Annotated in this window: 23 protein-coding genes; 6 read left to right on the top strand and 17 right to left on the bottom strand. The window is 65.0% G+C overall.

Going from position 1 to position 25,185, the window contains the following annotated elements; all coding sequences use genetic code 11:
• Nucleotides 1–111: 111 nt before the first annotated feature.
• Together ACRCSW_RS02535 and ACRCSW_RS02530 are read right to left on the bottom strand one after the other, a co-directional pair.
• Entirely contained in the window at nt 112–768 is a 657-nt protein-coding gene (locus ACRCSW_RS02535) for an imm11 family protein (RefSeq protein WP_438702415.1), read from the bottom strand.
• A 324-nt stretch (nt 769–1,092) separates the two neighbouring features.
• Nucleotides 1,093–1,908, bottom strand: a complete 816-nt coding sequence (locus tag ACRCSW_RS02530; protein ID WP_438702414.1) for a gamma-glutamyl-gamma-aminobutyrate hydrolase family protein — start codon at nt 1,906–1,908, stop codon at nt 1,093–1,095.
• 183 nt (nt 1,909–2,091) lie between these two features.
• Here ACRCSW_RS02530 and copM point away from each other — a divergent pair, with 183 nt between their 5' ends.
• Together copM and denD are read left to right on the top strand one after the other, a co-directional pair.
• Nucleotides 2,092–2,445 (top strand): CopM family metallochaperone, encoded by a 354-nt coding sequence (gene copM / locus ACRCSW_RS02525; RefSeq protein WP_438702413.1) that lies wholly within the window; start codon nt 2,092–2,094, stop codon nt 2,443–2,445.
• Between the two features lie 53 nt (nt 2,446–2,498).
• Nucleotides 2,499–3,452 carry a D-erythronate dehydrogenase gene (gene denD, locus ACRCSW_RS02520; RefSeq protein WP_438702412.1) on the top strand — a complete coding sequence of 318 codons (954 nt, stop codon included), beginning with the start codon at nt 2,499–2,501 and terminating at the stop codon, nt 3,450–3,452.
• Between the two features lie 81 nt (nt 3,453–3,533).
• Here the strand turns inward: denD and ACRCSW_RS02515 are convergent, their stop codons facing one another.
• Both ACRCSW_RS02515 and ACRCSW_RS02510 read right to left on the bottom strand, forming a co-directional pair.
• Complete coding sequence (locus ACRCSW_RS02515; protein ID WP_438702411.1) at nt 3,534–4,244, bottom strand: MBL fold metallo-hydrolase; 711 nt, start codon at nt 4,242–4,244, stop codon at nt 3,534–3,536.
• The gene (locus tag ACRCSW_RS02510) at nt 4,244–5,446 is read right to left on the bottom strand and encodes a pyridoxal-phosphate-dependent aminotransferase family protein (RefSeq protein ID WP_438702410.1); all 1,203 of its coding nucleotides are present in this window, start codon (nt 5,444–5,446) and stop codon (nt 4,244–4,246) included. Before ACRCSW_RS02510 ends, ACRCSW_RS02515 begins: the two co-directional genes overlap by 1 nt.
• Before the next feature lie 112 nt (nt 5,447–5,558).
• On the opposite strand from ACRCSW_RS02510, the gene ACRCSW_RS02505 reads away from it, so the two are divergent.
• Together ACRCSW_RS02505 and ygfZ are read left to right on the top strand one after the other, a co-directional pair.
• On the top strand, nt 5,559–7,322 hold the full coding sequence (locus ACRCSW_RS02505; protein ID WP_438702409.1) for an ABC transporter ATP-binding protein: 1,764 nt from the start codon (nt 5,559–5,561) through the stop codon (nt 7,320–7,322).
• A gap of 51 nt (nt 7,323–7,373) precedes the next feature.
• Complete coding sequence (gene ygfZ, locus ACRCSW_RS02500) at nt 7,374–8,147, top strand: CAF17-like 4Fe-4S cluster assembly/insertion protein YgfZ (RefSeq protein WP_438702446.1); 774 nt, start codon at nt 7,374–7,376, stop codon at nt 8,145–8,147.
• Between the two features lie 63 nt (nt 8,148–8,210).
• On the opposite strand, the gene ACRCSW_RS02495 is transcribed toward ygfZ, so the two are convergent.
• On the bottom strand, nt 8,211–8,552 hold the full coding sequence (locus ACRCSW_RS02495; protein ID WP_438702408.1) for a hypothetical protein: 342 nt from the start codon (nt 8,550–8,552) through the stop codon (nt 8,211–8,213).
• 499 nt (nt 8,553–9,051) lie between these two features.
• Here ACRCSW_RS02495 and ACRCSW_RS02490 point away from each other — a divergent pair, with 499 nt between their 5' ends.
• Nucleotides 9,052–9,378: a DUF6280 family protein gene (locus tag ACRCSW_RS02490; RefSeq protein ID WP_438702407.1), complete on the top strand. Its 327-nt coding sequence runs from the start codon at nt 9,052–9,054 to the stop codon at nt 9,376–9,378.
• A gap of 70 nt (nt 9,379–9,448) precedes the next feature.
• On the opposite strand, the gene ACRCSW_RS02485 is transcribed toward ACRCSW_RS02490, so the two are convergent.
• From ACRCSW_RS02485 to ACRCSW_RS02470, 4 genes are all read right to left on the bottom strand, one after another.
• On the bottom strand, nt 9,449–10,291 hold the full coding sequence (locus ACRCSW_RS02485) for a hypothetical protein (protein ID WP_438702406.1): 843 nt from the start codon (nt 10,289–10,291) through the stop codon (nt 9,449–9,451).
• Between the two features lie 114 nt (nt 10,292–10,405).
• Entirely contained in the window at nt 10,406–11,782 is a 1,377-nt protein-coding gene (locus ACRCSW_RS02480) for a TolC family outer membrane protein (protein WP_438702405.1), read from the bottom strand.
• Nucleotides 11,783–11,883: 101 nt separating this feature from the next.
• On the bottom strand, nt 11,884–12,537 hold the full coding sequence (locus tag ACRCSW_RS02475) for a protein-L-isoaspartate O-methyltransferase family protein (protein WP_438702404.1): 654 nt from the start codon (nt 12,535–12,537) through the stop codon (nt 11,884–11,886).
• Nucleotides 12,538–12,649: 112 nt separating this feature from the next.
• On the bottom strand, nt 12,650–13,615 hold the full coding sequence (locus ACRCSW_RS02470) for a hypothetical protein (RefSeq protein ID WP_438702403.1): 966 nt from the start codon (nt 13,613–13,615) through the stop codon (nt 12,650–12,652).
• A gap of 152 nt (nt 13,616–13,767) precedes the next feature.
• Between ACRCSW_RS02470 and ACRCSW_RS02465 the strand changes: the two genes are divergently transcribed.
• Nucleotides 13,768–13,947 carry a hypothetical protein gene (locus ACRCSW_RS02465; RefSeq protein ID WP_438702402.1) on the top strand — a complete coding sequence of 60 codons (180 nt, stop codon included), beginning with the start codon at nt 13,768–13,770 and terminating at the stop codon, nt 13,945–13,947.
• A gap of 18 nt (nt 13,948–13,965) precedes the next feature.
• On the opposite strand, the gene ACRCSW_RS02460 is transcribed toward ACRCSW_RS02465, so the two are convergent.
• From ACRCSW_RS02460 to ACRCSW_RS02425, 8 genes are all read right to left on the bottom strand, one after another.
• A complete protein-coding gene (locus ACRCSW_RS02460; protein WP_438702401.1) occupies nt 13,966–15,324 on the bottom strand; it encodes a phosphomannomutase in 1,359 nt (452 codons plus the stop codon).
• Nucleotides 15,325–15,336: 12 nt separating this feature from the next.
• Nucleotides 15,337–16,209 carry a dimethyl sulfoxide reductase anchor subunit family protein gene (locus tag ACRCSW_RS02455; RefSeq protein ID WP_438702400.1) on the bottom strand — a complete coding sequence of 291 codons (873 nt, stop codon included), beginning with the start codon at nt 16,207–16,209 and terminating at the stop codon, nt 15,337–15,339.
• Nucleotides 16,210–16,938 (bottom strand): 4Fe-4S dicluster domain-containing protein, encoded by a 729-nt coding sequence (locus tag ACRCSW_RS02450; protein WP_438702399.1) that lies wholly within the window; start codon nt 16,936–16,938, stop codon nt 16,210–16,212.
• Complete coding sequence (locus ACRCSW_RS02445; protein ID WP_438702398.1) at nt 16,935–19,799, bottom strand: molybdopterin-dependent oxidoreductase; 2,865 nt, start codon at nt 19,797–19,799, stop codon at nt 16,935–16,937. The genes ACRCSW_RS02450 and ACRCSW_RS02445 overlap by 4 nt, the downstream gene beginning before the upstream one ends.
• The gene (locus tag ACRCSW_RS02440; RefSeq protein ID WP_438702397.1) at nt 19,796–20,872 is read right to left on the bottom strand and encodes an acetate/propionate family kinase; all 1,077 of its coding nucleotides are present in this window, start codon (nt 20,870–20,872) and stop codon (nt 19,796–19,798) included. Before ACRCSW_RS02440 ends, ACRCSW_RS02445 begins: the two co-directional genes overlap by 4 nt.
• Entirely contained in the window at nt 20,872–21,612 is a 741-nt protein-coding gene (locus tag ACRCSW_RS02435; RefSeq protein WP_438702396.1) for a sulfite exporter TauE/SafE family protein, read from the bottom strand. Before ACRCSW_RS02435 ends, ACRCSW_RS02440 begins: the two co-directional genes overlap by 1 nt.
• Nucleotides 21,613–21,657: 45 nt before the next feature.
• Entirely contained in the window at nt 21,658–23,433 is a 1,776-nt protein-coding gene (gene xsc, locus ACRCSW_RS02430; RefSeq protein WP_438702395.1) for a sulfoacetaldehyde acetyltransferase, read from the bottom strand.
• A gap of 186 nt (nt 23,434–23,619) precedes the next feature.
• Nucleotides 23,620–25,068: a PLP-dependent aminotransferase family protein gene (locus tag ACRCSW_RS02425; RefSeq protein ID WP_438702394.1), complete on the bottom strand. Its 1,449-nt coding sequence runs from the start codon at nt 25,066–25,068 to the stop codon at nt 23,620–23,622.
• Between the last annotated feature and the right edge of the window lie 117 nt (nt 25,069–25,185).

The following is a 25,185-nucleotide window of genomic DNA, read 5'->3' as shown; positions in this document are numbered from 1 at the left end:
GGTGCGAACCCACCTTGCTTAGGTCAAAAACTTGATTTATTTTATATATTCAATAGGTTGCGTCGCTTTTTGGATGTCGACGGTGGGTTGGCACCCACCCTACGCTTGCCCCTATTCAGAACTAGATGCTTTGATTTTCTTTTGCCATTCGAGGACCGGCCCGATGTTCTCTTCGGGAATCCACGGGTCGTCGGACTCGAGCTGCTCTGTCATGTCGAAGTATTTGATCCGCGCTTCCTTCATCGCCCGTACTGCCTCGTTCGACATGATCAGTTGCGGCGCGGCCAGATAGTCGGTGATCCAGAAATGGCGACCGGCAATCTGTGGGCGGCTGAAGGTCAGCACCTTTGGCCCGCGTTCGCAGTGGATGAAGGGAGCGCCCTTGAAGTCTTTCTTCCATTTGACCTTCTCCGGCTTCATGTACTTCAGCAAGATCGCGTCGAACTTCTCACAGGCGTTGAAAATGAACCACTCGCCCTCGATGGGTTCGTCGTTCTTGCGCCGAAGTTTCAGCGGAAAGAACTGATGCTTGCCGGGCTCCAGGCGCTCGACAATGTCCCTGAACCGTGAGCCGACGCCATTCAGCCCCGGCAGAGTGAAGATGTCGCACATTGCAGGTTTGTCGGTCTGGCGCGCAGACGTCGGCATTCGTGCCGGATCAATCCATACTCCAGCACTGAAGCCGAATGGCGGTTTGGTTTTCGGCTCATCATCGAACTCGAAATGCGGCTGCATTCCGGAGTAGCGGAGCGATGTGACATAGGGCATGGCGTTCTTCCTTTCTGGCTTTAGCGTGGGTGCGGTGTCCGCTGTAGACGGGGCGCCTTGGAGCGGTAAGCTTGCTTTCCATGCAGGGTCTCGTCTGCCATCAACATCATCGCAGATCACAAAGAGACAAGGGTGCGCTACAGCGCACCATCCGGCGGTGCGCTGTAGCGCACCCTACATTTCTCGTGCTTCCTTTGCGGGCCGGGCGAAGGCGATCCGGCCCCCAAACCTTAACGAAACCTTACCCGCGAAGACAAATTCTTTAACGAAATCAATGCGCCCCAATTTGACCCACCGCGGGTCAAGGCCTGCAAGCACCCCCCCTCACGCCAGCTTCCGCACCGCAGGCTTGCTGGCCCCCTGCCCGGCCCATTCCGCGACCGCCGCGCCGAAGGCCTGGAACAAGGGGCGCGAGACCGGGTCGCTGACTGCATTCCACTCCGGATGCCACTGGACCGAAAGCGTGAAGCCGGGCGCATCCTTCACGTAGATCGCCTCGGGCGTGCCGTCCGGGGCAAGCCCGTCGACGACCACCCGGCAACCTGCCCGCGCGATCCCCTGGCCGTGAAGGGTGTTGGTCATCACCTCACGCGCGCCCATCAGGCGGTGGAAGACCCCGCCCTCGGAAAAGGTCACGGCATGGCGAAGGGCGAAGCATTCCTCCAGCGTGCCTTTCGGCGGCATCCGGTGGTTCAGTCGGCCAGGAAGCTCACGTATCTCGGGGTAAAGCGTGCCGCCAAGCGCCACGTTGACCTCCTGGAACCCCCGGCAGATGCCGAGGAACGGCTGGCCACGGTCGACACAGGCCCGGACGAGGGGCAGCGTGATCGCATCGCGGCCACGGTCAAAGGCGCCATGGGCGGGGGTCTCCTCCTCGCCGTATTCGCTGGGGTGAACGTTGGGGCGGCCGCCGGTCAGGAGAAACCCGTCGCAAAGCTCCAGAAGCTCATCGACCGACACATAGCGGGGGTCGGACGGGATGATCAGCGGCACGCAAGCGGCAACCTCGGCCACGGCTTCCGAGTTCATTGTCCCGCTGGAATGGGCCGGATAGCTGTCATTGATCAAATAGCTGTTGCCAATGATCCCCACGACGGGCCGCTGCCCTTTGCCTTTCACCACCTGCACCGCATCTGTCATTGCGCTTCCAACGAAGCATACGCCCATGCTGCAATCGCGAAAAGGGGCAGTTGCCCCCGATCCCCGCACAGATCGGCTTCGGTCGTGCACAGGACGAGAACAATCCGGTTCACGCTGAAATGAGTTTCCTTCCCATATCGGAATGCTGGAATTTGGGCAGAACTCGTATGAAGGAGACCCGAAATGACCACGCGCTTCGCACTTGCCCTGATCCTTGCAACCGCCCTTCCCGCCCTGGCCCAGGAGACGACCGGCCATGACGGCCACATGATGGGGGACAAGGGGCCGGCGTCGATGGCCTTCATGGAGGCCAACACCCGGATGCATGAGGACATGGCGATCGAGTACACCGGCAATGCCGATGTCGATTTCATCCGGGGCATGATTCCGCACCATCAGGGCGCGGTGGATATGGCGAAGATCGTGCTGGAGCATGGCGCCGACCCCGAGGTCCGCAAGCTTGCCGAAGGGGTCATCGCCGCGCAGGAGGCCGAGATCAAATGGATGGAAGAGTGGCTGGCGAAGAACGGGGGCTGAAGGGCTTCACTGCCGCCCCCTGATGTGATCCTCTTGCGGCAAAAGGGGGCGGCATGCACATCCTTGTTCTCGGCGCCGCCGGCATGATCGGCCGCAAGCTGACTGCTGCGATCGCAGGGGGCGCCCTGCCCTACAGTCATCTGACCCTTGCCGACATGGTCGCGCCCGCCCCTCTTCCAGGCGCCACCAGCCTTGCGGTGAACCTCACCGACCCGGGCGCCCCCGCGACGCTTCTTGAAGGCCGCCCCGACCTCATCTTCCATCTCGCCGCCGTCGTCTCGGGCGAGGCAGAGGCGGACCTCGCCAAAGGCTACGCCACCAACCTCGACGCCAGCCGCGCCCTTTTCGACGCCATCGCCGCTATCCCCGGCTACCGCCCCAAAGTGGTCTTCGCCTCATCCATTGCCGTCTTCGGCGCGCCCTTCCCCAAGGTCATCCCCGACGACTTCCACCTCACCCCCCGCACCAGCTACGGCACCCAGAAGGCGATGACCGAGCTTCTCCTTTCCGACCATTCCCGCCGCGGCCTCCTTGACGGCATCGCCATCCGCCTGCCCACGATCTGCATCCGCCCAGGGCTGCCGAACCGCGCCGCCTCGGGCTTCTACTCCTCGATCCTGCGCGAACCCCTGAGCGGCCTTCCCGCCACCCTCCCCGTCCGTGATACCCTGCGCCACTGGGTCGCCAGCCCCCGCGCCGCTGTCGGCTTTTTCCTCAACGCCGCCCGCCTGGACACCACCCGCCTCGGCCCCTCCCGCGCCCTCACCATGCCCGGCCTTTCAGCCAGCATCGCCGAGATGATCGAGGCCCTGCGCCGCACCGTAGGCCAGAAAGCCGTCGACCTCATCACCCGCACCCCCGACCCCGCTATTGCCGCCATTGTCGAACCCTGGGCCGAAGCATTCGAGGCCAGCGAAGCCCGCGCCCTTGGCTTCACCGCCGAGACCAGTTTCGATGAGATCATCCGCATCTACCTTGAAGACGACCACCCAACCCATTCAATTTGAATAAAATTTTCATTCACATTTGCACAAGTATCCCACGGGGGGTCCGGGGGGTGTGAAACCCCCCGGGGCCGGGCACAAAGCTCACCCGCCCCGCAACCGAAGATATCCTTCCGCCACCGCGACCATCCGCGCCCGATCCATCTCCGGCCCGTGCCCGCCGATCACGAGACGGCAGTCCAGCCCCCGCAACCGCTCCATCGTCGCCAGGTAGTCCGGCACCGAACCGCCCGGCAGGTCATCCAGAAGCTCCTCGTCGTAGATCGCGTCGCCTGAGAGGAAGAGGCCGTCCCGTTCGTCCAGAAGCCCGATCCCGCCCGGCGAATGGCCCGGCAGGTGCAGGACGGTGAACTGCCGGTCGCCAAGATCGATCCGGTCGCCCTCGGCCAGAGTTCCGGTCAGGGGAGCAGGGCGCAGGGTCCAGTCGGCCACGGTCCAGCCGGGCACGGGCGGCGAGGTCACGACCCTGGGCCAGCCCCGGAACTCATCGGCAAAGGTCTCGACCCCCGGCAGGCCCGCAAAGCCTGCGGCCTCGGTGATGTGGCCCAGCCGGTCGGCAAATTCGTGGAGGCCGCCGATATGGTCGACATGGGCGTGGCTTGCCACCGCGATCACCGGCCTCGCGCCCAAAGGCAGCGCGGGGCGGAGGGGGGCCAACCCGCAGCCGAAGTCGAACTGCAGGTCCCGGTCGCGCCCAAGGACTGTCACAATGGCCGCCCGGAACATCGGATCGACTGCGGGTTCCAAGGAGACGAAGACGCCGGGTTCAAGCTGGCGGGTAGAAAACCAGCCCATCAGGCGCCTTTGGCCACGACCTCGGCCGCGGCTGCAAGGGCCCCACCCCTGTGCGGAATGCCGAGCGAAGTCATCCCGGCCTCCATCACCGCGAGCGCCCCAAGGGTCATATGCGCGTTCACATGGCCCATATGCGCGACCCGAAGGAAGCCGTGGTAGGCCGGATCGGTCGATGGCGCCATGCCGAGGCCGATGCCAAGCGTGACCCCGCCTTTCGTCTCGCACCATTCGCGAAGCCGCGTGGCGTGGGGCGCGCCAAGCCGGGCCGCCGTGACCGAACAACCCCGGTACGCGGGATCGGCGACATTCATTGCGATCTCGGGGTTGCCTGCGTTCCAGGCGTCGAAGGCCGCCCAGACCGCGCCTGCCAGAACCCGATGCCGGGCCCAGACCTGCGCCAGCCCCTCTTCGCGGAGCATGTCCAAGGCCTCACGCAGGCCGAAAAGGTGGCTCGTCGGTGCGGTGCCGTTCCAGATCTGCCAGAACTCCTCGGCCCCGGCCCGCGGGCCCCAGGCCCAATAGGGCGTGGCAAGGTCGCTTTTGCCGCAGCGCTCGCGCGCCGCTTCCGAGAACCAGACGAAAGCCATTCCCGGCGGTGTCATCAGCCCCTTCTGGCAGGCCGCGACCATCACGTCGACGCCCCAGTCGTCCATCCGGAACTCGTCGCACCCCAGCGAGGCGATGCAGTCCACCGCCAGAAGTGCGGGATGCCCGGCTGCATCCATTGCAGCCCGAAGCGCAGGGATGTCGGTCTTGATCGTGCTTGCCGTGTCGACATGCGTCGTCAGTACGGCCTTGATCCGGTGCCCTGCATCAGCCCGAAGCGCCGCCTCGACCCGGCCCATGTCGACCGGGGCGGACTTGCCGAAATCGAGCACCTCGACGTCGATCCCCATCCCCCGCGCCGAATTGGCCCAGGAAAGGCCGAACTGCCCGGTGGCCAGCACCAGCGCCTTTTCGCCACGCGAAAAGAGGTTCGCGTTCGCCGCCTCCCACCCTGCATGTCCGTTGCCGATGTACATCGCCAGATGGCCCGTCGTCCCCGCCACCCACCGAAGGTCGGGCCAGAGGCTTGCCGCCATGTCGATCAGCGGGCCTTCGTAGATGTTGGGTGAACCCCGATGCATCGCGCGCAGAACCCGGTCGGGGATGACCGAGGGGCCGGGGATGGCCAGATAGGGGCGGCCGTTGGCAAGGCTCATGCGCGTGTCTCCTTCGCTTCCCGCGACATGGCTAGGCCCGCCCGCGGCCAGCGTCAATGCGCCCGGGTTGAGGCGGGGGCGCTTTGCCGGTAAACCCCGCCCGGACCCGACAATGAGGCCCCACCCGGTGCAGCCCCGCCCCTATACGTCACGCGCGCTCTTCAGTCGCCTCTGGCAGAGCTATCTTCGGCCGTACTGGCTGTTGATGCTGCTCGCCTTCCTTGTGATGATGATCGAGGGTTCGACGCTCGGCCTTCTGTCCTACATGCTTGAGCCGCTTTTCGACCGGGTCTTCGCGCCGGGCGGTTCAGGCGCGCTGATCTGGATTGGCGGGGCTATTCTTGGCTTGTTCCTGATCCGCGCTGTCACCTCGGTCATCGGCCGCTGGCTTCTGGCCCGCGTGAACCAGTCGGCGGCAAGCGAGATGCAGGCGGATCTGGTGCGCCATCTTCTGACGCTGGATGCGGGCTTTTACCAGGAACACTCGCCCGGCAAACTGATCGAACGGGTCCAGGGCGACACGATGGCGGCGCAAGGGGCGGCTGCCCTTGTCATCGGCGGGATCGGACGTGATCTTGTCGCGCTGGTGGGCCTCTTCGTCGTGGCGATCCTGATCGATCCGGTCTGGACACTGGCCGCGCTGATCGGGGCGCCGCTGTTGCTGCTGCCCGCCATGGTCCTGCGCCGCTACCTGCACCGCAAGGCCATGCAGACGCGGGAGCAGGCGGGGCTTCGGGCCACCCGGCTGGACGAGATCTTCCACGGCATCCAGGCGGTGAAGCTGAACCGGATGGAGGACTATCAGGCGGGCCGCTTCCACCGGATCGTGAAGGCGATCGTGCGGGCTGAAGTAAAGACCGCCCTCGCCCGAGCCGCGATGCCGGCGCTGGTCGATGTGATCACCGGTGTGGGGTTCTTCGCGGTCCTGATGCTTGGTGGGGCAGAGGTGGCGGCGGGCAACCGGACGACGGGCGAGTTCTTGTCGTTCTTCACCGCCATGGCGCTGACGTTCCAGCCGATCCGTCGGCTGAGCGACCTTGCCGGGCAGTGGCAGGTGGCCGAGGCGAGCCTTCAGCGGGTGTTCACGCTGTTCGATACCCAAGCGTCGGGCAAAAGGCCCGCGACAAGCCGCCAGCGTCCGCCCCCCGGCGCGCCGGAGATCAGGTTCGAGGGCGTGACCTTTGCCTATCCCGACCGATCGGTCCTGGACGGCCTGAGCTTCACGGCCGAAGCGGGGAAGGTCACGGCGTTCGTAGGCTCGTCGGGGGCCGGGAAGACCACCGTCTTTCAGCTGATCGCAGCGCTTGTGGAACCGCAGGCCGGTCGCATCCTGATTGGCGGGGTCGACACGCAGGAGATGAGCCTCTTCGATCAACGGGCGCTCCTTGCCTCGGTGTCGCAGGATGCGTCGCTCTTCGATGAGACGCTGCGCGAGAACATCCTCCTTGGCCAGACCGGGACGGACCCCGCCCGACTGGCCGCAGCGCTTGCCGATGCCGAGGTCACGGGGTTCACCTCTGCCCTGCCCCTTGGTCTTGATACGCCTGCAGGCCCGCGCGGGTCGGCCCTGTCGGGTGGCCAGCGCCAGCGCATCGCAATTGCCCGTGCGCTTCTGGCCAATGCGCCGGTGCTGCTATTGGACGAGGCGACCTCGGCTTTGGACACGCGGACCGAGGCAGCCGTTTCCGCCGCCCTGTCCCGCGCTCAGGCCGGGCGCACGACGCTGGTGATCGCGCACCGGCTTTCGACGGTGAAGGATGCCGACAAGATCATCGTTCTGGATCAGGGCCGTCTGATCGAAGAGGGCACTCATGAAGGGCTGATGGCGAAGGGCGGCCTTTATGCGCAGCTCCAACAGGCACAGCTGCGCGACTGACCCTTTCGCTTGGGGCCGACACTGCATATCTTGCCGGGCATGACTGACCTCATCCACGGCGAAACCGCAACCGATCGAACCGTTTGGGCCCTGTCGGGCGCGGCAGCGATTTCGTTTCTGCAGGGCCTCGTATCGAACGACATGCGCAGCCTTGAAGCCGCGCCGGGCATCGTCTGGACGGCACTTCTGTCGCCGCAGGGCAAGTATCTGGCGGATTTCTTCGTTGTGCGGCGCCACGACGGGCAGCTTCTGGTCGACATTGCGACACCGCTTGCCGCGGACACGCTGCGTCGGCTGACGCTTTACCGGCTGCGCGCCGACGTGCAGATCGCCCCTTCGCCGCTTCACGTCCTGCGCGGGCTTGGCGACCCTCCACCCGGAGCCCTTCCCGACCCCCGGCATCCCGCCCTTGGCTGGCGTGCGTGGACCGATGTGCCGGGACGGGCGCCCGAAATCGACTGGGATGCGATCCGTGTGGCCCATATCATTCCGGAAAGCGGGATCGAGCTGATCCCCGACGACAGCTACATCCTGGAGAGCGGGTTCGAGCGGCTGCACGGGGTCGACTTCCGCAAGGGCTGCTATGTCGGCCAGGAAGTGACGGCCCGGATGAAGCACAAGACCGAGCTTCGCAAGGGCCTGACCCGGGTCGCGATCACCGGCGCGGCCCCGGTTGGCACCGAGATTCTGGGGGATGGGAAACCGGTTGGCACGCTCTTCACCCAGTCACAGGGTTCGGCCATCGCCTATCTGCGCTTCGACCGGGCCGAAGGTGCGCTGACCGCAGGCGATGCCGTCCTGCGGACCTTGGCCCTGGCGGGCTAGCTGCCTGGAAATCCAAGCTGTAACTCCAGGACTGCGGTTTATCCGGTGCCCGGCCCTCCGAGCTTAGTGGTCCCTTCCGCGCCAGCGGTAGATCAGCTCCGTTTCGATCGCCTTGAAGAGCACGTACAAGAGCAGCGCTATCAGTGCCTGCGCCCCGATCCAGAAAGCCTGCAGCAGCCCGCCTTCGCGCACCGCCAGCAGACCATATCGATTTATGAACTCGAAGTTGGCCATGGCGAGATTGATCAGACCGAACGACAGCCAGGCGACAACCGCGGCCGCCACGCCCAGTACGGCCAGAAGCACTGTCCAGTGATAGCTTGAAAGCAACAGCCATCGCCGCATGCCGCACCCCTTTTCAGCCTGAACCCGTTCCGAGTATTCCATCAACTCGCCTTCGATCACAACGCACACGTGATTCACCCATCGGTCCCGGATTGGGCCCAGCCGCCCGTCGGCCTTTCGGAGAAACCGGTCACTTTTGACTTCCGGACCGACCTCGTGGCCGTCGTCGTCTGATCAGGCGCGCCTGCACAACTTCTGTCCATCACGCACGCGCGCCCTTTCAACTCTAGCGAAAGTTCTGCCTTTTCTGGGCCTTACGCGATCGAGCGTGATCCAGGCGCAGACCACTGCCATGTTCGATGATCGTTCCAAGGCGAAATTTGTTTACGCTTTTTGTGGACTTTTTGGCCAAACTTTGTTCAAAGGTTGAACGGAGTTAGACCACCCCTATATCTACGGGGTCCTGCGCCGAAGGCACGACTAGATACAGTGACGCCGCGATCTACCCATGCAGTTTTTGCATAGCAGTCATTCCAAAAGCGGTTAGCCCGAATCGTGATCAAATCGTTACAACCCTCAGACGCCGCGAAAGACAAGAGCAAGAACAAAGGAAAGTCCGATGCGTGATACCATCGACAGCACCGCCTTCAACTTCGAGCAAGGCCAACGTGCCCGGAAGCTTTTTGCCGCTGTCGTTCTGGCAGCGCTCGATGATGCCATTGCCGACGACAAGAAGTATGGCAACGGCCCGGACCAGATCGCCCGCTGGGCACGCTCACGCGATGGGCGCGAGGTTCTGTCCTGCGCCGGGATCGACCCGAACGAGCGTGTGGTGAAGGGCCTGATGGAGTTCGTCGGCAAGGGTGTCCGCACTTCGGTCGCGCTCAGCCGCGAAGAATCGGAGCGTCGGCACGCTCTGGAACTGGATCAGGCCGAAGCCGCCTGATCTGTCATCACGCTTGATGACCTGCGATGCGCGCCCAGTGGGCGCGCTTTGTCATTTCAGAGCAGAGGTTTCAGTCGAGGTCGCGCTCGACAAGCGCCCGGTTGATTTCCGCCCGAACCAGCTTGCGCACATTCCGGGTGATCCGCTCGCCAAGCTGGCCCTGAAGCTCGGCACGGATCATGATCCGGACGATGTCCTGAAGCGCGGACTCGTCCAGCACTGCAAGGGGCGTACCGTCGGCATCAAGAATCTCGGTCGCGATCCGGTGCGTTGTGGCCCTGGCTTCCGCAACCATCGCAGCCTCCAGCAACGCGGCAGTGGCTTGCGCTTCCGCTTCATGCGATCCGAATGTCGGCACTTCCGGTTCGTCGGGTTCGAACCCTGCGTCACCCGAGGCGGCCTTTGTCGCGGCGGGCTCTTGACCTTCCTTGGAGCGGCGGCGCAAGGGGATGAAGGTGACGGGCTCGTCTTCCACCCACTCGGTCCCGACCTGAGCCCAGGTTTCGGCCATGTCTTCCGGCCCGGCCCGTTCGGGCGGCGTGGCCAGAACCTCGGCCTCATCGGCACCAAGGGCCACCTCACCAAGCGAGGGCGGCTCTGGATCGACCCAGAGAGCCTCTTCCCAAACTGCCTCGATCAGCTCGACGGCGTCATCGTCGGGGGGTGCCACGACCGCCTCGGGCGTTACGTCCTCTGCGGGCGGCGGATCGATCTGCGGCGCGACAGCGGCGCCGGGCAGCGGTTGTTCCAGGATCAGGGGCGCAAGCATATTGGCGTCGGCGACGACACGGAAGGACGGGGTCAACAGCAACCGATCGGCACCCAGATCGCGGCTCAGCGTCCGCGGCCGCTGCTCGTTGGAGACAAGCCTTCGTACAGAGGAAACGACGTCCTCGATTTCCTCAGAACTCAAGGGTCCTGCCATCCCAAAAAATCCGACAATAGTGCGCCAGGCCAGACATCAAGTTACAGCGCCAAGCCTAGGCGACGCAACAGAATTTTCCGACTGACCGTTCGGTGTTAAGCCTTAGTTGCCGATCTTCTCGAGAATCCGGTCCAGCTTCTTGCCCTGCACGCTGTGCGACGGGGCCTTCTCGACCGCGCCGTAGTAGGCTTCGGCGTCATAGGTCGGGATTCCAAGCTGCAGATGGTCGACCGTCAGAAGGCCCATCGTCGACAGAACCTGGTACACCGCAAGATAGCGCTGCGCCTCTGCTTGAAGCCTGGAATTGCGGGCATCCAGCAGATCCTGCTCGGCATCCAGCACGTCAAGCGTTGTCCGCGTACCTGCGGCGGCTTCTTCACGAACGCCGTCGAAGGCCGCCTGTGCCGCGCGAATCTGCTGATCGGTCGCTTCGATCTGTGCTGCGGCGACAGCCAGGTTGGCCCAGGCTACCCCGACATTCTCCAGGATTCCCACTGCCGTCTGCTGCAGGCTCGCCCGGGCGGAATCCTTGTTTGCCAGCGCCTGGCGCTGCACGGACGAGAGCCGACCCCCGGCATAAAGCGTCTGGTTCATCGTCAGGCCAAGGGTCTGGCTGTCCAGCCCCTCGTCATCGGTGCGAAGCGTCGCGCTGCCCGAGATCGTCGGGCGGCGCTCGGCCTCTGCCGCATCGACCTGCAGGTCAGCCACCTTCACCAGATGCTGCGCCTGGCGGATCAGCGGATGGGTGCTGCGCGCGACGGATTGCGCATCTTCCATCGTATGCGGCAAGGCGGGCGACTTCGGCAGCGCCGCAAGCCTGCCGGGATAGGCGCCGGTCGCGGCCTTGTAGGCCTCACGGGCGATCATCAGGTCCCCTTCAGCCGCAGCCAGCGCCGCACGTGAGGCCGCAAGCCGCGCCTGGGCAATCGACACATCGGTGCGGGTGATCTCGCCGACGTCGAACCGGTCCTGTGCCGCGCGCAGTTCCTGGGTGATCAGGCGCAGGTTGCTTTGCCGCAACACGACCACTTCCTGGGCGAGACGCACGTCGATATAGGCGCTTACCGCGGCCAGAAGCACCTGCTGCTCGACGTCGATCAGGGCCTGGCGGGTCGCGAGCACGCTTTCCTTCGCGATTTCGATCCCCAGCTTGCCGCGACCGAAATCGAACAGCGTCATTTGGGCGCTGAGGGTCAGCGAGGCGGTCAGGTCCTCAACGACAGTAGTCCCAAGCGTAGTGTTGACATCCGCCTTCTGCCAGCCCGCCTCTGCCGTGTAAGCGACAACCGGGCGCAGTGTGGCGACGGCTTGGGCCACATCCTCGTCCGCCGCGCGCAGGACGGCGCGGTTCTGGTCCAGAAGGTTGGAATTCTTGTAGGCCGCGATCATCGCGTCGGCCAGAGTTTCAGCCCGTACCGCCGGGCTTGCCAACACACCCGCAACAACCACGACTGCTTTCAGAAGCCATGTGCGCATCATGTCTTGCCTTTTTTGTGGCCCGCTTTCTTTGCCCGCGGGCGTTTCTTTCTTTGTCCGGACGGGTCTGCGTCAAGCCCGGGCCGGACAGGACCCGACAGGTCTTAAAGCGTAAAGCCATGCGCCTTGCGGAAACCGTCCAGGACGGGCGCCGCAGCATTGAACACCGACCGCCAGGTCACCTGGCCACCGTTCTTGTACCCGATGCGCGCTGTTCCCAGCGCGCCATCCATGAACACCGCGCCGATCCGGCCGCCGTCCTTCAGCTGCGCGAGGATCACGTCGGGCACGACCTCGACCCCGCCTTCGATGGTGATCACGTCATAGGGCGCGCATTTGGCCGACCCTTCGGCAAGCCTGCCGGTGATCACGACCGCGTTGTCGACGTTTTCCTCGGACAAAAGCCGCTGCGCTTCGGTGGCCAGGGCTTCGTCTTCCTCGACCGCCACCACCGTCTCGGCCAGCCGCGCGATGACGGCGGCGGAATAGCCAAGGCCGCAGCCCACATCGAGGACCAGCTCGCCCGGCTGCACGTCAAGCGCATCGAGAAGCTTCGCCAGCGTTCGCGCCTCAAGCACCACGCGGCCCGGCGCGATCGTCAGGTTCTCGCCGACATAGGCGGCCTCGCGTTTGTTGTCCGGAACGTAGGTTTCGCGCGGGACAGTCAGCATCGCGTCGATGATCGGAAACTTGGTCACATCCGAGGGGCGGACCTGAGTATCCACCATCATGACGCGGCGGGTGGCGAATTCGCTCATTCTGAACTCATCGGTCTTATTGCCATAGCGAAAGTCTTGCCACAGATGCGGGGGGCTCGCAACGGCTGTTCTTTTACATTTCATGGCTTTGGCGGCGATACGCGCGTGCCGCTCAGGTCTTGGCCTTTTGATCGGGCGTCCAGCCCACGGCCTTTTCGCCCAGCTGCCGGAACTTGTCCGAGACATGCGTCAAACGGCCCCGCCATTCGGGCAGCGGCTCCTGTCCTTCGGTCACCTTGAAGAACACCTGCAGCATGCAGGCCAGCGCAAACGGCTCGATCAGCGCGGCTTTCACGGCCCAGGCGAAGATCACCGCGAACAGGAACGCGCCGGCATTGCCGTCACCCGGCAAAAACCAGACCAGAGCCGCGCCGGGGGCGAGCATGGCGAAGAAGACCAGCACTGCAAGGATCCAGCTGATCAGCGTCAGCCAGGCCGCATTGATCAGCATAGTGCGCGCGTTCTGGGCATAGAGCACCAGACCGTCATGCGCTGCTTCCCATGCGTTCTCCGACCGCTCGCGGATCGCGTAGGCCAGGATCACCTCGTCCACCAGACCGACGGCAAGGCGCAGATACGCCCTGACCACGCCCACGATCCTGTCCAGCCCAGGGATCTGCAGGATAGACAGCATCGCCTCACCAAGCCCGGTGATCACGTTGATCACCCCTTTGACCAATTGGTCCAGCGCGAAAAGCGCCGAGGCCTGGCCAAAACGTTCCATCACCACCTGACGCGCGTAAACGAACTGCCCCTGAGCAAGTGGCACGGGCCTGCCATCAAGATACTCGACCATCACCGCTATATGCCCGGCCTTGACCAGATAAAGGATGTAGTCGCGGAAGAGGAAGATGACCCCCGATGTCAGCCCGAAACCGGCAAGGCCGCCCCAGGTCGCAAGCCCGGCCCGAAAGTCCTCGTCGCCGAGGAGACCAACACTGTAACCGATCCCTGCACCGGCGCCGGTCATGATGACCAGGGCAGCACTGATCCCGAAATAGACGATGACCCGGAACAGGACGAATGGCGCCGTCCGGATCATCAGGCCGAGGGACTTGGCAATGCTGAAATCCCACATCGCGCTTGCTTCCAATCCAATGCTTCAAGGGTGGTGTCGGTCCTGGCAATAATCAAGTCACGCCCTTTGCCGGGCAGAACTTTGTGCGGCCGGTTAGCGAAGTCTTCAGGATTCGAGTCGATGCTCACCTTGAAGAACAAAGGATGACCGAAATGGCCGCTTCCCGACTGACCCTCGCCGACGAACTTTCTGAAATCCGGGCCGAAATCGCGCGGCTCAAGCGGCGTGAGGCGTCGTTGCAGGCCCTTGCCGACGATCTGCCGCCGATCCCGGTCTTCCGGCGCGGCTGGCCAGTGCTGCGCAAAGAGGCCCCGGTATCGGTGACCGCCTGAGCGTCCCTCCCGCGGGCGTCAGACTTCGATGAGCGCCCGCAACTTCTCGACGCCTTCGGCCACCAGGCCCACGTCCCCCCGCGCCTCGACATTCAGCCTAAGAAGCGGTTCCGTGTTCGAGGCGCGCAGGTTCAGCCGCCAGTCGCCGAAATCAAGGCTTAGACCGTCCGTCCGGTCGATGCTTTGGGCCTTCGACGCAAGCGCTGCCTCCACCCGCGACACGGTGGCCGGGACGTCGGCCACGCGGAAATTGATCTCGCCGGAAGACGGAAAGTCCCGCCGCATTGCGCCGACCAACTCGGTCAGGCTTTGGCCCGACTGCGACAAGAGCCCCGCCACCATCAGCCACGGGATCATGCCCGAATCGCAGGCCATGAAACCGCGGAAATAGTGATGCGCGCTCATCTCGCCGCCGTAGACCGCACCCTCGCGCCGCATCGCGGCTTTCAGGAACACATGGCCCGTCTGCGCCAGGACTGACCGTCCACCGCCACGGCGGACTGCATCCTGGACCGCCCAGATCACCCTCGGATCATGGATGATCGTGGCCTCGGGCTCTCGCACCAGATGGGCAGCCGCGAGCAGAGCCACCACATGCTCGCCATCGACGAAGCCGCCCTCCCCGTCGAAGAGGAAGCAGCGGTCGAAGTCGCCGTCGAAGGCCACCCCCATATCCGCCCCAGCTGCCTTCACCGCCTCGGCGGTCACCGGGCGGTTTTCTGGCAGAAGCGGGTTCGGAATGCCGTTCGGAAAGCTCCCGTCGGGGTCGTGGTGCATCCGCACCAGATCAAGCCGCGCGCCCTTTGCCATGAGGCCGTCGGCCAGCGCATCGAGCGTCGGCCCCGCAGCACCATTGCCTGCGTTCACCACCAGCCGGAGGGGGCCGATACCCCCAGCCGCGACCAGACCGGCGACATGGTCGACATAGGCCACGCGGACGCCTGAGCGGTCCTCACGCGCGCCACCAGGCATGAGGTCCGGATCGTGCCCGCCTTCGGTCAGCCGCCTGATCTCGGCAAAGGCCGCATCGGGCAACGGCACCGCACCAGCACCGACAAGCTTCATCCCATTGTATTCACGGGGATTATGTGAGGCCGTAACCGCGATCCCCCCGCCTGCACCCAGATGCGCGGTGGCGAAATACATCTCCTCGGTCCCGGCCATCCCAAGGTCCAGGACACGCACGCCCGAAGCCATCAGCCCCGCCGCGACGGCATCGGCCAGGGCGGGCGAGCTCTCCCGGCAATCCCGCGCCAGGACCACCGCCCCTGCCCCGGTCACCGTGGCAAAGGCGCGCGCGATCCGGCGGGCTATGGTTTCGTTGAGCTCCGTCCCAAGACGGCCGCGAATGTCATAGGTCTTGAACGGGCTGGTCATGGCGCGAAAGGATCACCCCCGCGCGCCGTAGTAAAGCCCCACGACATGCTCGGCCTCGGCAAAGAAGAGCCAGCGCGCGGCCAGAGCGCCCGTCAGGTGCAGAGCGGCGGCCAAAGCGATGCCAGTTAGCCCAAGCGGCAGAAGCAGAACCAGTGCCGGAAGGCCGGAGGCCAGGACCAGGGCGATGACCCTCAGCTTCAAGGCATGTTTCCTGCCCACAACATAGATCATCTCGCGCAGAAGGTAGTTGCCCGCCGTGTGCGCGGGGTCAAAGACCGTGGGCGTGCCAAGACGATCGAGCCCCGTGGCCGTGCCCAGCGTCTGACCGGCCCGTGCAAAAGCGCCATCCCCCACCCACCAGATCGCCACAAGGACGACCCCTACAACGATCAGCGCCAAGGGCGCCCAGGCCTGCCCAACCAGCATCGCGCCCCCGGCAACCGCAAAGGCCAGGAACATCACCGGCGTCAGCCAGTGATGCCAGCGCGGGACAGCCCTGATCTGTGCGTAGATCATCCCCGTGGTGAAGACGGTGACCAGCGCCAGCACCGCCCCCAACTGCCCAACAACACGCGGCAGACCGAGCCCCAGCCAGTCCGACAGCGCCATCGGGGCCAGAAGCACCAGTGTCGCGACCGAAGCCCAGGCCTCACGCGAAAGCCAGCTGGTCCGCCATTGGCTGAAGGCTTTCAACCCGTTCTTCGGGTTCCCCAGATGGAACGTCGCCGCCAGAAGCCCGGCGACCGCCAGCCCGTATCCCAGCCCCCAAAGAAAAAACGCCACCCAGCCCGAAGGCACCAAAGCCCCCCAACCGAGAAAGGCGAGAAAGCCGAACCCCATCCCCGAGAGGACCGAGAAGAGGATCACAGAGGGTGCCGGATGCATTCAGAGCTTCCCCAGCATCCGGTCAAGCCACCCGGCGATGCCATGGGCCTTCACGTCCAGAAGGGGCGCAAGCGGGCTTGCATTCCCCGGCCCCTTCTTGCGCGGCGGCAGGTACTTGTTGGTTGGCTTCGTCCCCATATCCGGCATCAGATCATATCCCCCGCGGTCGGCCACCAGCCGCGAGACCGCACTCTCCGGGTCGGCCAGATCGCCGAAGTGGCGGGCATTCGTCGGGCAGGTCCGGACGCAGGCGGGCTCTCGGTCCTCCTCGGGCAGGTTGTCGTTGTAGATCCGATCAACGCAGAGCGTGCATTTCTTCATCACCCCCTGGTCTGCGTCCAGCTCCCGAGCACCATAAGGGCAGGCCCAGGCGCAAAGGCCGCAACCGATGCAGGCGTCTTCGTTCACCAGCACGATCCCGTCCTCGGCCCGCTTGTAGCTGGCCCCGGTCGGGCAGACGGTGACGCAAGGCGCATTGTCGCAGTGGAGGCACGAGCGCGGGAAGTTCACGATCTCGGGCGGCGCATCTGGGACGGCGACCTGATAGGAATGCACCCGATTGAGGAAAGTCCCCGAGGGGTTCGCGCCGTAGGCGTCCTGGTCTGAGAGGCCGATCCCCTGATCGTTCCACCCTTTGCAGGCGGTCACACAGGCCTGACAGCCGACGCAGGTGTCAAGGTCGATCACGAGCCCCAGCCGCTTCTCAGTCGCTCCCGGCAGGCCGGTCATCGCGCGCCCTCCCCGCCCGGAGCCACGAGTTTTCGGCGAAAACTCGAGACAAAATTTTTCGCCGAAAAATTTTGGCCCCGGCCCCCACCGGCGCGCGGCGGATCTGGCAAGGTGGCAAAGGCCGGTTCCGATGTCCGGCGTGGATGGTCAGCCGCCGCCACCCGCTCCACCCGTACCCGCTGGTCGAACCAGGCCGCCTGGCCAGTCACGGGGTCAGAGTTCGACAACCTCACCCCTTTGTCGGGCAAGAGCTCCGAGATGAGATGGTTCAAGAGAAACCCCGTCGTCGCCTCCGGAGCCTCCGGATCAAGCGCCCAGGCCCCCTTCCGCTTGCCGATCGCGTTCCAGGTCCAGACCGTGTTCTCGTTCAGCGCCGCCATGTGTGCCACCGGCACGACGATGGACCCTGCGCGTGAGGAAACCCGCGCCCAGTCACCAGCCACGAACCCCTGCGCCTCCCAGATCTTCGTCGGCAGATACAGATAGTTCCGCCCCTTGATCTGCCGGAGCCACGCGTTCTGGCTGCCCCAGGAGTGGTACATGTCCATCGGCCGCTGTGTCAGCGCATGGACGGGGTAGCCGAAGGCCGCATCCTCGTCGCCGTAGGGCGCGTACCAGATCGGCAGCGGGTGCATCGCCTCTTTCAACCGCTCGCGCAGGTGATCGGGCGGCTGGCGGGGGCCGTGACCCTCGGCGGCCAGCTGGAAGCGACGCATCGGTTCGGACCAGATGTTGAAAAGGTAAGGCTGCGGGCTTTCATAAAGGCCAAGCTTCACCGCCCAGTCCTGATATGCAGCATTCCAGGGCTTCATGAACGCCGCCTCTTCCGGCACATGTGCCTGATAGAAGGCGCCATTCTCGATATAGCGCTGCAACTGCCCGGGGTTCGGCGCCCCCCGGCCCTCCGCCGTCCCGTCACCCCGGAAGCCCATCAGCGGCCCCACCCCCGGCCGCCGCTGGTGGTTCACCATATAGTCGGCGTAGTCCTTGTACTTGGCCGACCCGTCCTCGTTCACCATCCCGGGCAGACCAAGCCGCGCCCCAAGCTCCAGCAGCACCGACTGGAAGCACCTCACCTCCCGGTCCGGCTCGATCACCGGCCAGCGGATCGCATCGCCCGCCGCATCGGGCTCGGATATCGGGCGGTCGAGCAGCGAAATGCAGTCGTGGCGCTCGAGATAAGTCGTGTCGGGCAGGATCAGGTCGGCATAGGCCACCATCTCGCTGGCATAGGCGTCGGAGTAGATGATCCGGGGGATCAGATACTCGCCGTCCTCGCCCTTCTCGGTCAGCATCTCCATGACGCGCGCGGAGTTCATCGAGGAATTCCACGACATGTTCGCCATGTAGAGGAAGAGCGTGTCGATCCCGTAAGGGTCACCCGCATGGGCGTTCGGGATCACCATGTGCATCAGCCCATGGGCCGAGAACGGGTTCTCCCAGGAAAACCCCTTGTCGATCCGCGCGGGGGTACCGTCGGGCAGAAGCGCCAGGTCATCGGGGCTCCGGACATAGCCCAGATGCGGGCCGGTGAGCGGCTTGCCGGGGGTCGAGATGAAATGCGGCGTCGGGTGGGCCTCGATGGGCTTGGGGTAAGGCGGCTTCAGCCGGTAGCCGCCGGGGCATTCCACTGCGCCGAGCAGGATCTGCAGCAGGTGCAAAGCCCGCGCCGTCTGGAACCCGTTGGAATGCGCCGATATTCCCCGCATCGCATGAAAACTGACCGGGCGGCCCGGCATGTCGCTGTGCTCGTTTCCGCGGAAATCCACCCACGGGCGGTCCAGCGAGATCGCCTGGTCGAACGCGACCGACGCAAGCTCCGCCGCCAGCGCGCGAATACGACCGGCGGAAACGCCGCACCGCTCGGCAACCACTTCCGGAGCATAGTCAGGTTTCAGATACTCCTCGACCATGTGGCGGAACACCGTCCGGTGCCCCTGCCACTCAGCCCCAAGGTCCGGCTCCACCCCCTTCCCGTCCCAGGGCGCGGGGTGGCCGGAGCGGCGGTCGATCACGAAGGGCTGGCTTTCGGCGTTCCGCACGAAAAGCCCCTTCTCCGACCCCTCGGCCTCGTTCACCAGCAGGGGAGCATTCGTCCACTGCGCCAGGTAGTCGAGGTCGATCTTCCCGGCTTCCAAGAGGCAATGGATCAGCGACAGGATCAAAAGCCCGTCCGTCCCCGGCGTGATCCCGATCCAGTCGTCCGCCACCGCCGAATAGCCCGTCCGCACCGGATTGACGCTGATCACCCGTGCGCCCCGCGCCTTCAGCTTGCCGATCCCGATCTTGATCGGGTTGCTGTCATGATCCTCCGCCACCCCGAACATGACGAAAAGCTTCGTCCGCTCCCAATCCGGTTGGCCAAACTCCCAGAACGCCCCGCCGATGGTGTAAATCCCCCCAGCGGCCATGTTCACACTGCAAAACCCGCCGTGCGCCGCATAGTTCGGCGTCCCGAAGTTCTGCGCCCACCAGCCGGTGAGAGACTGCGACTGGTCGCGCCCCGTGAAGAACGCCAGCTTCTCCGGCGCCGTCTCGCGCAAGGGCTTCATCCAGGCAACTGCCGTCGAAAGCGCCTCTTCCCAGGAAATCTCCTCGAACGCCCCCGATCCCCTCGGCCCCACCCGCCGCAAGGGCGCCTTCAGCCGGGACGGTGCAGTGACCTGCATGATGCCCGACGCCCCCTTGGCGCAAAGGACGCCCTTGTTGATCGGATGGTCGCGGTTCCCGTCGATATAGGTGACCCGGCCCTCGCGAAGATGCACATTGATCCCGCAGCGGCAGGCGCACATGTAGCACGTGGTCTGGCGGACCTCGTCCGAGACCTTTGGCGACAGCTCCACCCTTGGCTGATCGTTCACGCGCTCTCCCCCGCCAGCACGGCCTGCGCTTCAAGGGCAATCTGGCGCTCCTCGTCCGCGGGGACTGTCCAGATCGCGACAGATGATGCCGCATCGTGCAACTTCCCCGCATTCTGCAGGTTGGCGGCGTCATCCACAACCACGCCGAGGTAGGCCAGCCCTTTCGCTATCCCGGCACGGACGGCGGGATCATTCTCACCGATCCCGCCGGTGAAGACCACGGCGTCCAGACCGCCCATCGCCGCGACCAGGCTGCCCGCATGCCGCACGGCCCAGTAGATGAAATGCTCCAGCGCAAAGGCCGCCTCGGCCGTCCCCGCCTGATGCAGCCTCCGCAGATCGTTCGAGCCGCCCAGACCCAGAAGCCCGCTTTCGCGGTTCAGGATACGCCCCGCAGCATCCACCCCGTGCAGCTCCGCCAGCCGCAGCACAGCATTCCCATCGATGGCCCCCGCCCGGGTGCCCATGGTCAGCCCGTCAAGTGGCGAATACCCCATCGTCGTCGCTACCGAACTACCGTTCACAATCGCGCAGAGTGAGGCACCGTTCCCCAGATGGCAAGCCAGAAGCCTGACGGGCAAGTCACCGCGGTCGCGCAGAATCCGCACCAGCGCCGCATAGCTGATCCCATGAAACCCATAGCGGCGAACGCCCCGCTCCCGCTCCGCCAGCGGCAAGGCATAGGTCACCGCCACTTCCGGGTTCGTCGCATGGAAGGCCGTGTCGAAGCAGGCGACCTGCGGCAGGCCTGGGGCCAGCGCCGCAACCGCCTGAATTCCCGTCAGATTCGCCGGGTTGTGCAGGGGTGCCAGCGGAACGCAGGCCTCGATACCGGCCAGAACCTCCGACGTCACGCGGCAGCTGGCCGTCAGCCTTGTGCCACCATGCACCACCCGATGCGCCGCCGCGTTCAGCTGCGTGGCGGGCACCCCCATGTCGGCCAAACCCAGCGCGAGCGCTGCGCGGTGCCCGCCGGCGTCGATCTCAGAGACGGACGCCCGGACGACCTCCACGGTGCCTTCAAACACAGCAAGCTTCAACGAAGACGAACCAGCGTTCACAATGAGCAGCATCAGATCAATGCCTTGCCCAACCCCAGCACCGCAAGTCCCGCCAGCAGCACGATCGCAAAGCGGCGGAAGTCCTGCGGGTCGGTGCCAAAGAAGTGCCGGCCGCCAAGCCAGTTCGCCAGAAGCGTGATCGGTAGAAGCCAGACCGAGGCCCAGAACGCGTCCCAGCTGACCATCCCGGCGAGCCAGTACAAAGGCGCGGAATAGACATCCAGCAAGGGAAAGTAGGCGATCAACGTCGCGCGGAAGACTGCCGCTGGCATCGGCTGCGCGGCAAAGAAGGCCGCCACCGGCAGGCCGCCCATCCCCGGCGCATTGGCCAGGCCCGAGATCAACCCGGCAATTCCGTTCGGCGAACCCTTGACCTCGCTGCGCAGCCGCCAACCCGCCAGCAACACGCCGCACATGAACAGCACGTAGGCCGAGACCACCGCCCGCGCCGTGTCCTCCGAAACCCCGGTCAGGATCAAGAGGCCCAGCGGCAGCCCGATGGCCGCCCCCGCCATCAGCCAGCCGACCCGGCGCCAGTCCACATCCGGCCCAGCACCCTTTGCGGCCTGCAGCGACATGACGGCTTCCAGCAGCACGACCACGAAGACGAAGTTCAGCGGATTGGTCACAAGGCTCGACGCCGCTATGACCATCGCCGAAAAGCCGAAGCCCGAGTAACCCCGGACAAAGCCCGCAACAAAGGTCGCCACGACCATCCAGGCAATAGCGGCCGGACCCAGGTCATACGGCATGAGAAAGGCCCCGAATTTTCGCCGAAAATTCGTGCCGCCCCGACCTCACCCCACCACCTGCGGCCGCATGTCGGCCTTTGATATCCCTGCCACCTCCACCGGTTTCTTCATCGCGTCGCGCCGGAAGGGTTCCCCCAGCTCCTGGTTGATCATCGCCTCGATCAGCGTCGTCTTCCCCGCCATCTGATCCTCAACCGCCTTCCGCAAAGCCGCCGTCAGCTCCTCCATCGTCCGCGCAGCCACCCCTTGCAAGCCGCAGGCCCGAGCGATCCCGGCATAAGACACGCCCTCATCGAGCTCGGTCCCCACGAAATTGTCGTCATACCAGAGCGTCGAGTTCCGCTTCTCCGCCCCCCACTGGTAGTTGCGGAAGACGACCATGGTGATCGCAGGCCAGGGTTTTCGCCCGATCGCCGTAAGCTCTGTCACCGCAATCCCGAAAGCGCCGTCCCCGGCAAAACCCACAACCGGAGTATCCGGACACCCGATCTTCGCCCCGATGATCGACGGCAGCCCGTAGCCGCAAGGCCCGAAGAGCCCCGGCGCCAGGTACTTCCGCCCCGCCTCGAACGTCGGATAGGCGTTCCCGATAGCGCAGTTGTTGCCGATGTCCGAAGAGATGATCGCATCCCGAGGCAGCGCCGCCTGGATCGCCCGCCACGCCATGCGCGGCGACATCCAGTCCGGCTTCGTCGCCCTAGCCCGCTCGTTCCATGAGGTTCCCGGATCGTCGTCCTCATGATCCATCGACGACAGCGCCTGCGCCCACGCCGACTTCACCTGAGCAATTCTGGCTTTGCGCTCCGCCCGCGCATGGTTACCTGCGGTAGAGGCCAACCGCGCCAAAACCGCCTCGGCGACCTTCTTCGCATCGCCGACAATTCCTACTGTGACCTTCTTCGTCAGCCCGATCCGATCCGGGTTGATGTCGACTTGGATGATCTTGGCCTCACGTGGCCAATAGTCCAGCGCGTATCCCGGAAGCGTTGAAAACGGGTTCAGCCGGGTACCCAGACAGAGTACCACATCTGCCTGAGAAATCAACTCCATTGCCGCCTTCGACCCGTTGTAGCCCAGAGGTCCCGCGAACAGGGGATGACTGCCAGGGAAGGCGTCATTGTGCTGATATCCCACGCAAACCGGCGCATCCAGCCGCTCTGCCAAGGCCATCGAGGCCGGGATCGCACCCCCCAGAACAACCCCCGCCCCGTTCAGGATCACCGGGAATCTGGCCTGCGACAAAAGCTCCGCCGCCGCCTGGATCGCCGACTCACCGCCCGAGGGCCGCTCGAACTCTACCACCGCCGGAAGCTCGATATCGATCACTTGCGTCCAGTAGTCCCTGGGCATGTTGATCTGGACCGGCGCGCTCATCCGCTTGGCGTTCAGGATGCAGCGGTTCAGCACCTCGGCCACGCGCGAGGGATCGCGCACTTCCTCCTGATAGGCGACCATGTCGGCGAAAAGCGCCATCTGCTCGACTTCCTGAAAGCCCCCCATCCCGATGGTCTTGTTTGCGGCCTGGGGCGTCACCAGCAAGAGCGGCGTATGGTTCCAGTAGGCCGTCTTGACCGCGGTCACGAAGTTGGTGATGCCGGGCCCGTTCTGCGCGATCATCATCGACATCTTGCCGGACGCGCGGGTGAACCCGTCCGCCATCATGCCCCCCGAGCCTTCATGCGCGCAGTCCCAGAAGGTGATACCCGCCTTGGGGAAAAGATCCGAGATCGGCATGAACGCCGAGCCGATGATCCCGAACGCATGCTCGATCCCATGCCGCTGCAGGACCTTCACAAAGGCTTCCTCGGTCGTCATCTTCATCGCACGTCTCCCATGACCAATATGGCCCATCAGGCCTTTGCCCGGCACCCTACCGCCCCGCCCGACCCTGCCTTAGGGCCAGTTCCTACGGCCTGTTAAGTCCAGCGTTCATCCTCCTCGTTCGACTTCGTCTCCTCGTCGGAGCGTCGCAAGCGAGGAGTGACGAAGTCATCGACGAGCGGCCCGTCAGCGCAACGCCCTCCCGATCCGCGCTATGCCGTCGGCGATCTTCTGCGGTGCAATCGACGAATAGGACAGCCGGTAGTACTCCCGCGGCCCATCGCCCGCAAAGAACACCCGACCGGGCTCGATCAGCACCCCCTCGCGCCGCAACTGCAACGCAAGCGCCCCGGTATCCACGCCCTCCGGCGCACGCATCCAGAACGAAGAACCGCCAAAGCCCCCCTGCCCCGCGACCTGCAGCTCCTCGGCCGCAATCGCCTCGGCCATCACCTGCCGCCGCCGCCGGAACGCCCCCTTCATCCGGTTCACCAGGGCATCGTAATGCCCAAGCCCCAGGAAGTAGGCCATCGTCCGCTGGATATGCCCCGGCGGATGCTTCAGCATCATCGCCCGAAGGCCCCGCGCCTCGGCGATGAAACCCGGCGGGCCGACCAGATAGCCGAGCCGCAACCCCGGAAAGACGGACTTCGAGAAAGACCCGGCATAGATCACCCGCCCGCCCCGGTCCAACGACTTCAAGGCCGGAGCCACGGGCTTCAGGAAACTCATCTCGAACTCGTAGTCATCCTCGACGATGACAAACCCCTCCCGCTCCGCTGCCTCCAGCAAAGCCACCCGCCGCTCGACCGGCATCGTCGCGTTCGTCGGGCACTGGTGCGAGGGCGTGACAAAGACGACATCCACCCCACGCAGCCCATCCACCGGCAGCCCCTGCGCATCGACGTCCAGGGGCACGACCTCCGCCCCCGTCGCAGCTGCCACGCCCCGCAGTGCCGGATAGCCGGGGTTCTCCACCCCCGCCCGCCGCGAAGGCCCAAGGAGCAGCACCGCCGTGATCCAGAGCGCATTCTGCGCCCCCAAAGTCAGCAGCACCTCCTCCTCCCGCGCGGCGATCCCCCGGCGCGGCAGGATCGTCCGCACCAGCTCCTGCACCAGCAGGGGATCGTCGCGTTCGTAGTAGTCCGAGGTCAGCGCCGCGAAATCCCGCTTGCCCAGGGCCCGCAAGGCGCATTGCCGCCAGTTCTGATGGTCGAAAAGCGTCGGGTCCGCCTGGCCATAGATGAACGGATAGGGATAGCGGTCCCAGTCCTCCGGCCGCTCCACCCGTGCGAGCCCCGAGAACCGGCCCCCCGTCAACGCCCGAAAATCCACCGCCTCGGCACGCGGCGGGCCTTCCGGAAACTCCGGCGCGCGCGGTGCATTCTCCGACACGAAGTAGCCCGACCGCCCGGCAGACGTGAGGTAGTCCGACGACACAAGGTCCGCATAGGCCAGCGTCACCGTGATCCGGCTGACCCCAAGATGCGCCGCCAGCCCCCGCGACGACGGCATCCGCTGCCCCGCCCGGAACCGCCCCGCAAGCACCCCTTGCGTCACCATCGCCCTTATCTGCTGCTGCAGGCTCCCCGCAGCACCAGGGGTCAGGTAGAAGGCTTCGACGGGAATGGCCATGGGCACTCGGGGCTCGCGATGAGTCCAGATCAAGCGGCGCCACCGGGGTGGAAGTCAAGCCAGACCAAAGACCACAGCAAATACCGCAATGCTGCCACATCAAAACCGTTGAAACCC

This window comes from Tabrizicola sp. (genome assembly GCF_051645465.1).
Lineage (GTDB): Bacteria > Pseudomonadota > Alphaproteobacteria > Rhodobacterales > Rhodobacteraceae > Tabrizicola.
Note: the sequence above shows the minus strand (reverse complement) of the source record. Positions and strands in the feature narration are given on the sequence as shown.